The sequence below is a fragment of the Jongsikchunia kroppenstedtii DSM 45133 genome, assembly GCF_000380485.1.
In the GTDB taxonomy this organism is placed as follows: domain Bacteria; phylum Actinomycetota; class Actinomycetes; order Mycobacteriales; family Mycobacteriaceae; genus Jongsikchunia; species Jongsikchunia kroppenstedtii.
This window is the reverse complement of the sequence record NZ_AQYG01000045.1, coordinates 200,082-215,239: the sequence shown is the minus strand read 5'-3', so window position 1 is coordinate 215,239 and position 15,158 is coordinate 200,082. Positions and strand designations below refer to the sequence as shown.

The 15,158-nt window shown below is 68.2% G+C and carries 12 protein-coding genes; 6 read left to right on the top strand and 6 right to left on the bottom strand.

Translation table 11 applies throughout. The annotated features are described in order from the left end of the window. Positions 1 to 146 precede the first annotated feature (146 nt). Entirely contained in the window at positions 147 to 410 is a 264-nt protein-coding gene (locus tag G341_RS0109745) for a hypothetical protein (protein WP_155826893.1), read from the bottom strand. A gap of 563 nt (positions 411 to 973) precedes the next feature. Beyond that, positions 974 to 1,276 (bottom strand): YciI family protein, encoded by a 303-nt coding sequence (locus tag G341_RS0109740; RefSeq protein WP_018178944.1) that lies wholly within the window; start codon positions 1,274 to 1,276, stop codon positions 974 to 976. Between the two features lie 237 nt (positions 1,277 to 1,513). On the opposite strand from G341_RS0109740, the gene G341_RS0109735 reads away from it, so the two are divergent. From G341_RS0109735 to G341_RS0109710, 6 genes are all read left to right on the top strand, one after another. Continuing rightward, positions 1,514 to 1,861, top strand: a complete 348-nt coding sequence (locus tag G341_RS0109735; protein ID WP_018178943.1) for a histone-like nucleoid-structuring protein Lsr2 — start codon at positions 1,514 to 1,516, stop codon at positions 1,859 to 1,861. 134 nt (positions 1,862 to 1,995) lie between these two features. Further along, a complete protein-coding gene (locus G341_RS0109730) occupies positions 1,996 to 2,436 on the top strand; it encodes a hypothetical protein (protein WP_245556954.1) in 441 nt (146 codons plus the stop codon). A 90-nt stretch (positions 2,437 to 2,526) separates the two neighbouring features. Further along, positions 2,527 to 3,741, top strand: a complete 1,215-nt coding sequence (locus G341_RS0109725) for an acyl-CoA dehydrogenase family protein (RefSeq protein WP_026303473.1) — start codon at positions 2,527 to 2,529, stop codon at positions 3,739 to 3,741. Next, positions 3,738 to 5,186, top strand: a complete 1,449-nt coding sequence (locus tag G341_RS0109720; RefSeq protein WP_018178940.1) for an LLM class flavin-dependent oxidoreductase — start codon at positions 3,738 to 3,740, stop codon at positions 5,184 to 5,186. Before G341_RS0109725 ends, G341_RS0109720 begins: the two co-directional genes overlap by 4 nt. Before the next feature lie 45 nt (positions 5,187 to 5,231). Beyond that, a complete protein-coding gene (locus tag G341_RS0109715) occupies positions 5,232 to 6,644 on the top strand; it encodes a styrene monooxygenase/indole monooxygenase family protein (protein ID WP_043451076.1) in 1,413 nt (470 codons plus the stop codon). A gap of 76 nt (positions 6,645 to 6,720) precedes the next feature. Further along, positions 6,721 to 7,242 (top strand): flavin reductase family protein, encoded by a 522-nt coding sequence (locus G341_RS0109710; protein WP_018178938.1) that lies wholly within the window; start codon positions 6,721 to 6,723, stop codon positions 7,240 to 7,242. A 39-nt stretch (positions 7,243 to 7,281) separates the two neighbouring features. Here G341_RS0109710 and G341_RS0109705 read toward each other — a convergent pair whose 3' ends face one another. From G341_RS0109705 to G341_RS21645, 4 genes are read right to left on the bottom strand one after another with little or no spacing between them, the layout of a single operon-like run. Next, positions 7,282 to 7,896: a DNA-3-methyladenine glycosylase I gene (locus G341_RS0109705; RefSeq protein ID WP_018178937.1), complete on the bottom strand. Its 615-nt coding sequence runs from the start codon at positions 7,894 to 7,896 to the stop codon at positions 7,282 to 7,284. A gap of 45 nt (positions 7,897 to 7,941) precedes the next feature. Next, positions 7,942 to 11,403, bottom strand: a complete 3,462-nt coding sequence (murJ, locus tag G341_RS0109700; protein ID WP_018178936.1) for a murein biosynthesis integral membrane protein MurJ — start codon at positions 11,401 to 11,403, stop codon at positions 7,942 to 7,944. Beyond that, positions 11,400 to 13,961: a DUF6049 family protein gene (locus G341_RS21650; protein WP_018178935.1), complete on the bottom strand. Its 2,562-nt coding sequence runs from the start codon at positions 13,959 to 13,961 to the stop codon at positions 11,400 to 11,402. The genes murJ and G341_RS21650 overlap by 4 nt, the downstream gene beginning before the upstream one ends. Beyond that, complete coding sequence (locus G341_RS21645; RefSeq protein ID WP_018178934.1) at positions 13,958 to 15,028, bottom strand: NUDIX hydrolase; 1,071 nt, start codon at positions 15,026 to 15,028, stop codon at positions 13,958 to 13,960. Before G341_RS21645 ends, G341_RS21650 begins: the two co-directional genes overlap by 4 nt. Positions 15,029 to 15,158: the final 130 nt, after the last annotated feature.

Sequence of the window (15,158 nt, the reverse complement as noted above, 5' to 3'; positions counted from 1 at the left end):
CGCCCCGACTTCGCCCGCGACATGCGCCGCGAGCAGCTGCTCGTCGGTACGTGGGTCCGCCGTCATTCCAGAGAGGCTAGATCAAATCGGACAAAGCGGATATTCGAGGGTCGCCAATACACAACAGAATGTGCATTCGCCGGTGACTACGGGATGAGATCGTCCATGGGGGTTGGGCCGGTGTCGCCATCACCGATGCCGGCGCCGCCGGTACCGTCGCGGCCTTCGGGCTCGGGGCCGTAGGCATCGGGCTCTCCATGCTCCCGATACAGCTGGTAGCCGCGCCGACGAACCCACAGGTAGTAGTCCAACCCGGCGCCGGAGTGACCAGCACGCTGCCACTCACTCTCGGCTTCGCTCATGCATGCCATCAACAGTCGGCGATCGGCCTGGCCACGCCACAAATTCACAACGGCCCTTCCGTGCCCGTGGACTACGTAACGGGTCGTAGATGACGGTCCGGGGTGGGCTGGTGGTCATCGGCGCCTGGATCCTCGTATTCGTGGATCCAGACTCCGCTGACCCGTATCACGGGCTGGCCGCAGTGCCGGCAGTCATAGCGGCGATCAGCCGCACCAAACACCAAGACCCGCTTCGCCACTGGCTACCTCCTTCACGGCTACCACCCTCGGGCGCTGGCTCGCGCCGATTCCGACCGCGAACCTCAACCAACCCATGTGCTACTAGAAATGTTATTCAGCATATTCATCAGCAGCGTAGCTCATAAGACCAGGGCGCACCGACCGTCGGATCGCACGACGCCAGCAGGAGACCGCGCAGACAGCGACCTCGCATCAACAGCGGTGGCCCGAAGGATGCGTCTCGGTCGCGCCCGATACGTATGCCGCTATCGAAGGCCGCGATTGCTTTCGGGCGCAACGCATCTGCGGTGGCGAACGAGCACATCGGTTCCACCGCAGGCGCTCAAGAAGTCGCCACAATCTGCCACCGGGTGTCTGTTATCCGACAGCGATTACGGCTCGTCACCTAGGCACTCCGACAAGAACGGAAGCACCTCGATGGTGCCGATCTGGTTGTGCGGGTGCGTCGTCAGGAGCTTTTTGACTTCCTGAATCGACTCGCCTTGCAGGATCGAGAACCCGCCTATCGACCCCCTCGAGTCGATAATCGGTGACCCGCGATCGACCACGAATTCGTCAGCCAGCCCAAACCACAACGCCCAAGCTCGAGTGCCTGCGTCCCGCTGCTGGGGCGTTTCCTGCGCGAGCTGTCGGCGCGCACGTTGCTCAGTCCGGTACAGCACAAGAAACTTCATCGTGTATCACCTCGCTGGGCTGGTCGTACGGATCTGGGACCCCCGGGGTTGCGCTGTTCGATCTACTGCGCCGCGAGCATCTCCGATCCGGATGACATGAAGTTCTGTTGCTATAACGACGCAGCTACTATCCTTAAACGCATAAACACTATAGTAAAGTATAGTTGAGCCGCGTGCTCCGACACGGTTGCAGGCGAGGACAACGGGTCCGGTACACGACTGTCAGGAGCGTCATCGATGGCGAAGAAGATCATCGTCGAGTTCGTTGATGACGTGGATCCGGCGGAGCTTGCCGACGAAACGGTCGAGTTCACGATCGACGGCGTCAACTACACGATCGACCTGTCCAGCGCCCACGCCATGCAGCTTCGTTTCGACTTCCAGAAGTGGATCGAGCATGCCAGCTATCTCACTGGCCGCCGAAAAAGCCGAGGCTTCGGGTTGCGGAGCGACAGGGCAAACGCAGAGCACGGCCGTCAGATCCGGGCGTGGGCACAGAGTCAAGGCATCGACATCGCCGCTCGCGGACGCATCCCGGACGCCGTGATCAACCAATACATCAGGGAGCACGCCAGGGCGTACTAAGTCCGACTCCGACCGGCTCACGGTCGGCGACAGTTTCGGACGCTGGTGCCTGGCGCCAGCGATACGGACGAAAGCCGCATATGGTCCGCAGCCAAGGCATAAAGTCGGAAACGGGCACTTTGTGGAGGTAAGCAATGACCAGAAGTCCGAAGACGTCCGCGATGCGGCGACGCGTGATGCTGACGGCAGCCGTCCTGGGGGCGGCGGTTGCGGTGATCCCACCGGCCGCCGCGAGCGCCGCACCGGTTCCGTTTCAGATCCAGCCGGCGTCATTCGGCAATCCGAATGGCAGTTTCGATGTTCCGGCGATCCACTGCTCGTTCGAAACCGGACCGGCCGCCGGACAACTCACGATCACCGGCGGCCTGAAGGATCGATGGGGATGCATGCCGCAGGCACAGGTCTCCTGGGTGAATCTGACCACGATGGCGACCGGCGCCGCCCAAATGTCGAACGGGCTGAACGGAATACCGGCGGAGGCGACGCTGCGCACCGGCGCCGGGCAGGTCGTGGTGAAGATCGACGCGCTCAGCGGAATCATCACCCCCGGCGTCGCCACGGTGTGGGTGCCGTAGCCGCATTCCCGGACCGCGGCTGCCGGGCGCATTCGAATCGAGCCGGGCACAACCCGTGACCTGATGCCGCCGCGGCGCGATCGTGGCGACATGACGATCACGACCGCGCGACCCGCGACCGACGCCGAACTCGATTCCGTCTTCGACCTGATCTATCAGCGCATCGCCGACGGTGCGGTGGAGCGTGAGATCGAGCGACGGCTGCCCTACGAGGAGGTCGGCTGGCTCAAGGAGGCGCGTTTCGGAGCGCTGCGGGTACCGGTCGAATTCGGCGGCTACGGCGCGTCGGTGCGACAGCTGTTCCGTCAGCTGATCAAACTCGCTGCGGCCGAATCGAATCTGCCGCAGGCGCTGCGGGTGCACTGGTCCTTCGTCGAGGATCAGCTCCTCGCGGAGCCGAGTGAACGACGAGACGGCTGGTTCCGGAAGGTCGCCGACGGCACGCTCGTCGGCAATGCGATCACCGAACCCGGGGTGGGCGCGGTCGACCGGTATCGCACGACGCTGACGCCGGACGGCGACCGCTGGCGCCTCGACGGGGTCAAGTACTACAGCACCGGATCGCTCTTCGCCGACCACACGCTGGTGGCGGCCGATCGCGACGGCGACCGGGTAGGTGTCCTGGTCGACACGGACGCGGCCGGCGTCACCCAGCATGACGACTGGGACGGCTTCGGTCAGCGGCTGACCGCCAGCGGCACAACGATATTCGACGATGTCGTGGTCGACGACGAGCGGATTCTCGGTCCAGGCTACGGCGTGCCGGGACCGACGTATGCCACGTCGTATCTGCAGCTGGTGCAGTTGGCGGTGCTCGCCGGCATCGCCGAGCGTGCGCAGCAGGACGCGATCGACTGGGTGCGCCGGCGCGACCGCACCTTCACCCATGGATCGGCCGACCTGCCGCGGGAGGATCCGCTGGTACAGCAGGTCGTTGGCCGACTGTCGGCCGCCGCGTTCAGCTCTCGTGCCGCGGTTCTGGCCGTCGCTGATCAGCTGGACGAGGTACTCGACTCCGGCGCGGCCGACGAATCTGCTTTGAACGCAGTCGAATTGGCCGCCGGACAGGCACAGCTCAGCATCATCCCGACCGTCCTCGCCGCGACCACTGAGCTGTTCGAGCTGGGCGGGGCGTCGATCGTGTCGGAGAAGCTGCGGCTGGATCGCCACTGGCGCAACGCCCGCACGGTGTCCGTGCACAATCCGGCGATCTTCAAGGCGCGCGCCATCGGCGATCATCTGGTGAACGGCGGCGAGCTGCCGTTCGGCTGGAGTGCGGGACAGCGGTCGGGAACGAAGCGATGACCGCAGTGGACGGCGGCCGTCGACCCATCCGGTTCAATGCGTTCGACATGAACTGTGTCGCGCACCAGTCCCCCGGGCTGTGGCGCCATCCGGACGACCAGTCGCATCGGTACACCGACATCGACTACTGGACCGAGCTGGCGAAGCTGTTGGAACGCGGGCGATTCGACGGGTTGTTCATCGCCGACGTGCTCGGCGTGTACGACGTCTACGGCGGCGACGACGTGGCCGCGATTCGCGAGGGCGCGCAGACGCCGGTGGCCGATCCACTGCTGCTGGTGTCGGCGATGGCCGTGGTGACCGAACACCTGGGCTTCGGCATCACCACCGGCACCGGATTCGAGCACCCGTTCCCGTTCGCCCGGCGGCTCACCACCCTCGATCACCTCACCAAGGGGCGACTGGGCTGGAATGTGGTCACCGGCTATCTGCCCTCGGCGGCAAGGAATTTCGGTGCGGCCGACCAGCTCGATCACGACGAGCGATACGACCATGCCGACGAATACCTCGAAGTGCTCTACAAACTGTGGGAGGGCTCGTGGGAGGACGACGCGGTGGTCCGCGACGTCGACCGCGGCATCTACACCGATCCGGCGAAGGTGCACCACATCGGGCACGCGGGCAAGCATTTCACCGTGCCGGGGATCCACGTGGGCGAGCCGTCGCCGCAGCGCACGCCCGTGATCTACCAGGCCGGCGCGTCGCCGCGGGGCACCCGCTTCGCCGCCGAGAATGCCGAGGCGATCTTCATCGCCGGACCGTCCAAACGGGTTCTGGCCCAGACGGTCTCGCGCATCCGCGACGAGCTGGAGGCCGCGGGCCGCGACCGATACGCCGCCCGGATCTACGCGTTGGCCACGATCGTCACCGACTCATCGGACGAGGCGGCCCACCGTAAGCACGAGGAATACCTCTCCTACGCGAGTGTCGAGGGCGGGCTGGTGTTCATGTCCGGGTGGATGGGGATCGACCTGTCGCAATATGACCTCGACGATCCGATCGGGGACGTGCAGTCGAACGCGATCCAGTCGGCCGTCGCGGCCTTCCAGGAGTTCGACGACGACGGACGCGAGTGGACCGTGCGCGACATCGGACGCTGGGCGGGGATCGGCGGCATGGGGCCGGTCTTCGTCGGATCCGGCGAGACCATCGCCGACCTGCTGGCCGACTGGCAGGCGGACACTGACGTCGACGGGTTCAACCTCGCCTATGCGATCACCCCGGGAACATTCGAAGATGTTGTGACGCATGTGGTCCCGGTGCTGACCGAGCGCGGGCAGTACCCCGAGGAGTATGTGCCGGGCACGCTGCGCCACAAGTTGGTCGGCCGGGGCGACCGGCTGCCCGACGAGCACCGGGGCGCCCGATATCGGATCGGCGGTCCCGGGTCGACGGCGCTCAGCGAGGAACAGGTGCGTGCCGGATCGTTGATTGACTCGCACTGAGCGCAACGGTGTCGAGGGTAGATAGTGGGGCGCAACATAATTGGTATGACTACCCAACAGAACACCTCGACACATCAATCTCCGAAACAACAACGCAGCGCGGCCGTGGTGGGCGCCGGACAGACCGGCGTCACCGCCGCACTCGGACTGCTGGACAACGGTTTCGCCGTCACTCTCTACAGTGATCGGGACCAGCGGGGGCTGCGGGACGACGTCCCGGCGACGGGAACCGCACTGGAATTCGGTGAGACCCAGCAGGCGGAGGCCGCGCTCGGCCTCGACACCTACACCGGTCGGGCGCCGCGGCACACCGGCCTCAGCGTGCGGATCGCCGGTCCGGCGGAGGACGGCGAGCGCCCGGAACTCATTGCCTTCGACGGTGATTTCGCGGGGTATGTCGGTGTCGCCGTCGACACCCGTCTCAAGGCCGACGAACGACTGGCCACCTTCCAGAAGCGCGGCGGTGTCTTCATCGTCGAGGAGGTGACGCCGCAGGCGCTGGACACGATCGCCGAAGCGCACGATCTGACACTGGTGGCCACCGGCAAGGGCGGGCTGGTGGACCTCTTCCCCATCGATGAGTCGCGGACGGTGTACGACCGGCCGCAGCGCACCCTGCTCACCGTCACCACCCGCGGGCTCGGCTATGGACCGGAGGTCTTCGCCCATCGCGGTCCGGCCGGCGGCGCACACAGCCTGTTCTCGATCGTCGCCGATCAGGGCGAGGTGTGGTGGGGTCCGTACCTGCACAAGGACGCCGGCCCGACATGGGCGTTCCTCGGCTGGGCGCGACCGGGCAGCGACTGGGAGAAGCGTTTCAACACAGCCGATTCCGCCGAGTCGGCCCTCGCCGTGGTGAAGGATCTCTATCGGGACTATCTCGACTGGGACCTGCCCGAGGTGCTTGCCACTGAGACCATCTCAGAGGATCCGCATTCCTGGCTCAAGGGCGCGGTGCGTCCGGTCATCCGGGCCGGGGTCGGCCACACGTCGGGCGGCCATGTGGTTGCGGCGCTGGGCGATACGGCCATCACGCACGATCCAGTGGCCGGGCAGGGCGCGCAGGGCGGCCTGATCCAGGCGCAGCGGCTGGTCGCCGCGGCCGCGACGCATCGCGGCCCCTTCGACGAGGAGTGGCTGACGCGGCAGTACGCGGAGTTCCTGGCCGCGCGCGGCGAGGACGCGGCGAAGGTCACCCGGCTGTTCCTGTCGGATCCCGAATTCGCCGATGTCGGCGGCCAGTTCTTCGCCACGGCAGCCGTCGACCCGGCGTTCGCGTCGGCGCTGGTGGGTTTGCTGCATCGGCCGCAGTCCTTCCGTTCGGTCGACACCGCCGAGGATGCCGCGAGGTATGTGGCGGAGGTGACCGGCGCCGACCCGGCCGAGTTGCTGGGCCGCTTCGCTCCAGCCGGCCGATTCAGCCGCTCCGACTATCGCCAGCTGGTCGCGGCCGGCTGACCCGTCGTGGAGCCACATTGCGATCGGGCCGGTGCGAAACCTGTTGCGCCGGTCCGATTGCTGCTGAGCTGATCGGGTGACTACCTCCACCGCATCAGCCATCGACGATCTGCTTGCGGCGCCGTCCGACTCCGCCGGATTGCGGAAGGCGTTCGCCCACTTCCCCAATGGTCTCGTCGCGATCGCGGCACGCGTCGACGGCCGGCCACACGGACTCGTGGTCGCCTCGTTCGTGCCGGTGTCCATCGATCCGCCGCTGGTGTCGGTGTGTGTGCAGCACTCGTCGACTACGTGGCCCCGGTTGCAGCAGGCCAGGAGCATCGGGATCAGTCTCCTGGGTCACGATCAGCACCGGACCGCCTACGCGCTTGGCGGCAAGGGCGACCGGTTCGCGGAGGTCGACGTCCACGACGGCCGGGACGGCGCGATCTTCGTCGGGGGTGCCGCCGCCTGGATCGAGACGACCATCCACGCCGAGATTCCGGCCGGCGACCACCGGGTCGTACTTCTGCGGGTCGACCGCATCGCCGGCAGCGCCGAGGCCGAACCGCTGGTGTTTCACGGGTCGAGTCTTCGCCGGCTGGCCGCAGCCGACTGAGTGGATCCGCCGCGGACTTCCGCTCGGCGGCATTGCAGGCTATTCCGGCCAGATGCCGGACGTGCCCCGCCGATGGGAGCCCATCAGGTGGGTGTCGACGATGCCGACGGCCTCCATCAGGGCGAACATCGTGGTCGGGCCGACGAATCGGAAGCCCTTCTTGCGCAGCGCCTTCGACATCGCGACCGACTCCGGTGACGTGGTGGGCACTTCGGCGGTGGAACGCGGTCGCGGAGTCTGTTCGGGACGGAAGGACCACAGGAACTCGACGAGCCCGCCCTCCTCGCGCAGGGCGATCGCCGCTCGGGCATTCCCGACAGTGGCCTCGATCTTGGCGCGGTTGCGGACGATCCGGGCATCCTGCAGCAGCCGCTCGACATCCGCTTCGGTGAAGGCGGCGACCGTGTCCACGTCGAAGTCCGCGAATACTTCGCGGAACGCCGGCCGCTTGCGCAGGATCGTCGCCCAGGACAGCCCGGCCTGAAACCCTTCCAGGGCGAGCCGCTCGAAATGGGCGTTCTCGCCGTCGACCGGCATCCCCCATTCGGTGTCGTAGTAGTCGCGTAGCAGGGGATCGACACTCGCCCAGGCGGGCCGCAGCCGCCCGTCCTCCCCCGCGATCAAACCGTTGTCGGTGATGAGCTTGTCAGCCATGGCGAGACACTAGCCCCGGCCTCCGACATAAAATCGGACATCGCCTCACGGCTCGAGCGAGACCTGGGCGATCGCGCCCTGATAGCGGCCGTGCGAGTTCTGCGGCAGCTCGGTGAGCCAGACCAGCACGTATCGCGTGGGCCCGGCGACCGTGACGGGGATGGACGTCGTCCGCTGCGCCAGCGTCGCGCGCCCGACCACGGTGCTGCTTGCGAACGTGTCGTCCGGCGAGTCCAGCGTGCGGATCTGAACGACCACGCCGGGCGTGGTGGTGCGGATCGTCACCGACGAGAAGGAGGCCGGCGCGGCCAGCGTATAGAGCAGTCCCACACCGGGTTTCAGGTTGCCGAAGCGCGGGTAGCGCAGGTACGAGTCGGTCGACCACGGCGGCGCCTGACCGGTGATGGTGTTCCTCACATAGTCCGACGAATCGGGGTCCTGGGACGAGTAGTCCTTGACCTCAACGGTTTTCAGCACCGGGGCCGCGGTCGGAGTGCTGCTCGGCGCCACGGAACTGGCGGTGGTGGTGGACGAGGCGCCCGTGCTGGTGGAGTGGTTCGTGTCGAAGGCTCCGGCCAGCCAGACCACCAGCGCGATCACCAGGAACAGCGCGAGCAGCCCACCGGCGACGAGCATCGCACGGGTGCGGCTGCGCCGACGCGGCGACTCGGCCGCGGTCGAGCCCGCGAGGACCGCCGGCTTGCCGTCGATCGGCAGGATCAGCTCGGTCTTCTGGTCGAGCACCGTCGCCTGGTCGAGCAGGTGCTGAACCGTTGCAGCCGTGCGGATTCCGCTATTGCCCTCCAGCGCGCGGACCGCCACGGTGGAGATCTCGAAGGGCACCCCGGCGCGCGCGGCGCGCGGCTCGATCGGCAGGCCGCGGTTGTTCGGCGCGGCGGCGGGCAGCCCGCCCACCAGCTCGGTGGTGTCGGCGGTGGTCGCCAACGCGTTGCCGCGCGCGGGGTCCATCGGCCAGCTGGCCAGTAGCAGCGCATACAGAACGGCACCGAGACCGCGGACGTCGTTGTCGCGGCTGCCGTCGGCCATGGTTCCCGGGAAGGCCAGCACGGCCTCGCCGGCGGAGGAGATGCGGATACGGTCGGGGTGGTCGATGGACAGCGCGGCCCCGCTGCGGTGCGCCGCCTCGGCTCCGGCGGCCAGCGTACGTACCGCATGCGCGGCACCGAGCGCGGACGGTCGCCTGAGTGCGACCTCGGCGAGCGAGGAGCCGGGCACCCACTCGGCAACCACGATGCCGCCGGAAGAGCCCCGGATGACATCGAGCACCCGGGCCACGCCGGGGGTGTTGAGGCGACCGAGCCGCAGGGTGCGCGACAGCACCGCCTGAGGTCCGGCGCCGCGCACATTTTCAGCGCCGTCCGAATCTGCAGCCGGTGCGAGCTGATTGGCGTCGACGAAGGTCAGTGCCACATCCCGATCGAGGCTGATGTCGCGGGCGCGCCAGAACTGCAGACCGTCGGCGCCCCCGTGCGGCTGCAGCAGGCGGTACCGGCCGCCGGCGACGGCGGCACCGGGCACCAGCATCGGGCCGCGCGGCCGCGAAGGCCGGGCCGGCCGCGGATCCTGCGACAGGGCGCCGGGCACCGGGGCGATGGTCTCGGCCGGTCCGACGGCACTCTCGGACTGTCGCCGGTACCGGAGATCGTGCTGGCCGCTGTCGGTCTGGTCCCGATCGACCGCACCGCCACTGAGCTCGGAGTAGGTGCGCCAGCTCGAGGTGGCCGGGTCGAACCTCTGCCCGATCTGCACCTCGCCGCCGTAAGGAACGGACTCGTCGGTGCTGATCCGCGGCAGCCGCAGCGTCATCTCGGCGCGGGTCTCCGGATGCGCATCGGCCGGTGGCGCCAGGGCCGGGATGAACCGGCCGAGCGCGCGGCGGGCGGTGACGCCGACCGCGATGACATCCGGCACGCGCAACAGCGTGAGGACGGCGTAGGTGAGGCCGAGGGAGACCAGAGCGACGAGGGCCAGGTAGGCCAGGGACCCGAACTTGCCGGCGTCGGTGCCGAGCTTGTGCATCCCGGAGATCTCCGCGAGACCCCAGACCACGCCGGAGCACGCGATCGATGCGGCGAGCGTCTGCATGGTGGTACGGGTGACGTTGGTCATCCGGATCGGACCCATGCGCCGCCGCAGCAGATAGTGCCCGACGATCGCCCCGACCAGATAACCGAGACCGTTGGAGAACGCGAGCCAGCGCACCACGTCCTGGCCGTTGTCGAACAGCGCCAGGCCCAGGTACGAGAAGGCGACCTTGACCACTGTGATGCCGACGGTCATCACCGTCGGCGTCCAGGCGTCCTCGCGCGCATAGAAGACGCGCAGCTGAACCAGCGTCATCGAATACGGGATGATCGTGAACGCGCCGCAGGTGAGCACCGTGCCGAGCTGGGTGGCGGTGTGTTCGTCGAACTTGCCGAAGTTGAACAGCGCGACGCCGATCGCCGGGCCGAAGAACGTCATGAACGTGATGATCGGGACCAGCGCGACCATCGTCAGACGGGTCGCCACCGACAGGTCGTCCACCACCGAGGCGGTGTCGTTGGCGGCGGCGTTGCGCGAGAGCCGCGGCATGATCGCCGTCAGGATGGTGACACCGAGGACGCCGTACGGGACCTGCAGCAGCATCCAGTGCTGGCTGTAGTTGGCAGGGCCGGCGGCGTCGGCGTGGGCGGCGATCCGGGTGGTGATCACCCAGCCGACCTGCAGGACGACGACGTAAAGGATGACGGCCGAGGCCATGTTTCCGAACTTGCGCAGGCGCGCGTCGAGTCCCCATTTGAGCTTGAGATGCACTCCGGACCGGCGCAGCGCGGGCACCAGGATCAGGGCCTGCACGACGACGCCGAGGGTGGTGCCGATGCCGAGCACCAGCAGCTTGGTGTCGCCCATCCGGACGGGATTGAGCGAGATCTCACCGGGCACGATCGCGTAGACGACCAGCGTGGTGATCTGCACCAGGTTGTTGACCACGGGCGCCCACGCACCGGGCTTGAAGTTCCCGCGCATGTTCAGCGTCGCGATGAACAGCGCGGAGAGACCGTAGAAGAGGATCTCCGGGAGCAGCAGGAAGCTTAGGTGGGTCGCCAGCGACCGGTTCACCTTGCCGTCGCCGAGCGACAGCATCGTCAGCAGCGGCGCGGCGATCAGCGCGATCACCGTGCCGACCGTGAGCACCGACAGGGCGAGGGTGAAGACGCGGTTGATGAATCCGGCGCCGCCGTCGTCGTCCTCGCGCTCGGCGCGCACCAGCACCGGGATGACGATGGCGGTGAGGACGGCGCCGAGCAGCGCCTCGGCGACCATCGACGGCAACGTGTAGGCGGTGATGAATGCCGAGGAGATCGCGGCGCCGAGCATCGAGGTCACCAGCACTGTGCGGATGAACCCGGTGATCCGGCTCGTCAGCGTCGCGATCGCGATCGAGCCGCTGGTCGCGAGTAGTGACTCGTCGGAGTCGTTCGGTTTGGTCTGCGACTCGGTCACCGCGAACCGTCCGGATGGTCGTCGGTCTGTGTCGGCTCGTGGTCGGTATGGCCGAGCTCGGTCTGGTCGGCCTCGGCATATGCCGGGTTCTGGTGCAGGGTCACGTCGTCGGCCATCTTCCGCTCCCGGGCATCGGGCTCGGGCCGATCGGCGTCTGCCGGATCAGGCTCGCCGCGGAAACGGTGCCACAGCCGTCGACCCGCGAGCAGCACCAGGAGCACCGCCGCGCAGATCGTGATGATGAAGAGGACCTGTCCATATGCGTTGGAATGTACTGACAGTTCAATAGGCTGTCCCAATTTCACGCCGGTGTCGGACGCCAGCCCGATCTTCACCGACACCGTGCGGGACGAATTCGCCTTGGTGGGCAACTGGATCTGGCGGGTGCCGCGCGGCGGAATCTCCACAACTCCGACATCGCCGACCGTCATGCCGCGCGGGGCCTGAATATCCAGCTGCACCCGCATCGGCACCGGCAGATCATTGCGGATCACCAGCAGCAGAGGGCTGCGCTCCGAGGCCAGCGTGTACCGGCCGCCGGGGTTGAGGATGCTGACCTGCTCCCGCATCGAGACGAGAGACTCTTGGACGGCCGCGACGCGCTCGGCGTCGACCGCGTTGTTGTGGGCCGCGGTGTCGTTGCTGTTGCGGGTGGTCGCGCGCAGCAGATCGCCGAACAGCGGGCTCATGAACGCCTGCGGCGAGATCGGCTGCTCGGGCCTGTTGACCAGCGAGCCCTGGAACTGACGCAGGTCATTCAGATTGCGGCCGATCGCGTCCACCGTCGACTGCGGCAGCGGGTCGACCGTATTCGGATTGCGCAGCGCACCCGACGGCAACGGCCCGGCGAGCCGAGTCGCTATGTGCGGCAACGGCGTACTGCTGGCCAGGCCGGAGTCGAGCAGCATCGCCGTCATCTGCAGGATGGCATTGGCGTCGTCGGTGCTGGGGTTCCAGACGGCCGGCGGCAGCACGACCTGACTGCGTCCGAGGACGTTCGCCGTCGGATCGTTCGGGGTGGTGCTGCCCGTCGACGGGCGCAGCGCCGCATACGCGATGGCGCCGATTGCGTCGGCCCGCCGGGCCGCCGCCGAGTCGTGGGCGAGGTTGTAGCGCTGGTCGGCCGGGGTGTTGGCCGGCGTCGTCGGGGCGTCACCCATCGCGGCCAGCGCGGTGGTGATCGCCGGGTCATAGGACTGGACGCCGATCCGGCTGGGTGTCGGGGCCGTATCGGCGGCGGCATACGGCGGGACCGGGATCTCCAACTGCCCGCTGCCATCGGGGTTGCTGCCCGACAGCCCCGGGGCGGCCAGCATCGCCCCGGAGGTCCCCTGGGCGGCAAGCGCTCCCAGGGTGTTCCAGTCCAGGGCGCCGGACGTGGGAATCGCGATATCTTGCACAGACTTCACGTTCAGGATGGTGTCGACGGTCGTCGCGGCATCGCCCGTCGCCGCCTGCGTGAATGCCGAATCATGCACCCGGGTCACGGAATTGAGATCGGCCTGGGCATACGGCAGCGCGACGACACAGTCCGCCCGGCCGGCGACGGTGGCCATCCGGTTGAGCCAGGCCTCGGCGGCGGGACCACCGTGTCCGGTCCGGCCGCGGGAGGCGGAGTCGTCCGGATCGGACGGCACGGTGTACCCGTGAACCATCGCCTGGGCGGTCACCAGCAGGTCCGGATCGATTGCGAGACAAAGACTCTGCTTGACCGTGTTGTTGTCGTCATCGGGCAGCGCGCCCTCGGCGGCCGACAGCAGCCGGTCGAGACGGCCGCCCGGGGCGAACGAGGTCGCCAGGTTGTCCGAGATCAGCCGGGTGGGCTTGTCGTCTCCGACTCCGCCGGGCGCCACCTGCGGCGACGCGGCGAACGGCCACAGCAGGGTCAGGTGCGTCGGACTGGAGATGTCCGGGGCCACCGATCCGTCGGCGGTCGGCGCCAGGTTGTCGGGCTGGGTGGAGGTGTTCTGTTGCGCGCGAGCCGAATCCGCCGGCAGGCCGAGGACCGGCAGCAGCGTGCGCGCGTCGTCGAGCCGGGCGGCGGAGCCGTAGTCGGGAGTGCCGTTGACATTGACCAGCAACGGGTAGACGCCCGGTCGGCTGATCTGCAGCGAGGGTTCCGGGCCGCCCGCCGACAGCGGAATACTCACGGAGAACGGGATTTTGGCCCCGGCCGCGACCGACTGCGAGACCGGATGGAACGCGCCGGTGGTGTCGAACGTGTTGGGGTCGCGCACCAGGACGGCGCGAGAGTCACCGGTGGCGTCCAGCGCGGGAGCGCGCTGCAGCCGGACGGCGACGTCGTGCACCGTGCGGTCGCCGAAGTTCGTGATGGTGCCGGTCACGGTGACGGTCGGCGAGCTGGTGGTGGTGACCGTGGTCGGGCTCAGGGTGTCGATGACGACATGCAGGAATTCGGCTGCGGGCCGGTCGGCATTGGCCGGTACCGCGAGCCCGAGCATCGCGCAACAACCGACCAGCAGCGCCGCGAGGACGACGCGCACGGGGCGCGCTCGAGCACCGACCGCTGCGGTCGGACCGGATGCATACCGATTCATACCGATGCCGAGGGATTGCCTGAACTCGATGCGGCGTCGCCGCCGCGCCGGGAGTCGTCCGACGTGTTGCGCCGGCCCCGACCACGTCCGCGGCCCCGCCGGCGCGGCGGTGGGGCCGGGTCATGACGGCGCTGGTTGCGTGCGGCGGCCGCCTTCTCGTACTCGTTGGGCTCGGTGCGCATCGCGTCGGCCTCGCTGGCGGCCAGTCGCTGCGGGTCGGCCGAAAGGTCGGCGATCACCGATTCGGCGACGCGGGCCAGGCGGCGCTCGTCGGAGTAGGTGAGCCGCCGGGGCAGATCCGTGATCGGCACCCAGGCGACCTCCGTCACCTCGTGGTCGGCGTCCGAGAGCTCGCCGCCGGTGGACCGCATCAGATAGTGATGCACGGTCTTGTGGATGCGTTTCCCCTCGGATACGAACCAGTAGTCGATCTTGCCCAGCGGCGCCACGACGCTGCCCTCGATCCCCGTTTCTTCGGCCACCTCCCGAACCGCTGTCTGTTCCGCGGTCTCGCCCGTGTCGATATGTCCCTTGGGCAGCGACCACATCATGCGGCCCCGGCGATCGATACGGCCGATGAGCGCGGCGAGACGTTCGCCGTCCGGGGCGTCCAATCCGGATACCACCAGGCCACCGGCAGATGTCTCCCGCACCGTGCGCAGCCGGGGACGATTGCCGTTGTCGGCCGGCCGCCCGCCGTTCTTCCGCCCGGACCCGGATCCGATGGTGCCGGCCTTCTCCGTGACCTTTTCTATGCCGGCCTTCGCGACAGCCGCCGATCGACCGAGGTCCGACGGCTTGACCTGGCGGCTCGGAGCATCGGAATCGGCGGTCGGCGAGGTGCCGTTCGCATCGACCGGCTTTGCCGCACCGCCTCGGCCCCGGCGGCCGCGCCGACCCCGCCGGTTGCGGCGGCCGCCAGCGGGCTTGGGGCCGCCGCTGTCCGAGCCGTTCGTGCGCGGCGCGGGGCCGGGTGAGTCGGAAGCGCCGGTCGCGGCGGCGCCCGCGGGCGAGCCGCCGGCTACCGAACCGGTGGTCGAGGTGTCTGAACTGCCCGAATCTCCCACGATGCGGGGTGGGCCGGGACGTCGCCGACCACGCCGACGGGGACGTCGAACGACGTCACTACTCGGCTCGGAGGGTTCGGTGGACACCACACCGATGCTAGACGGCGATAACCGCACGTCCTGACACCGC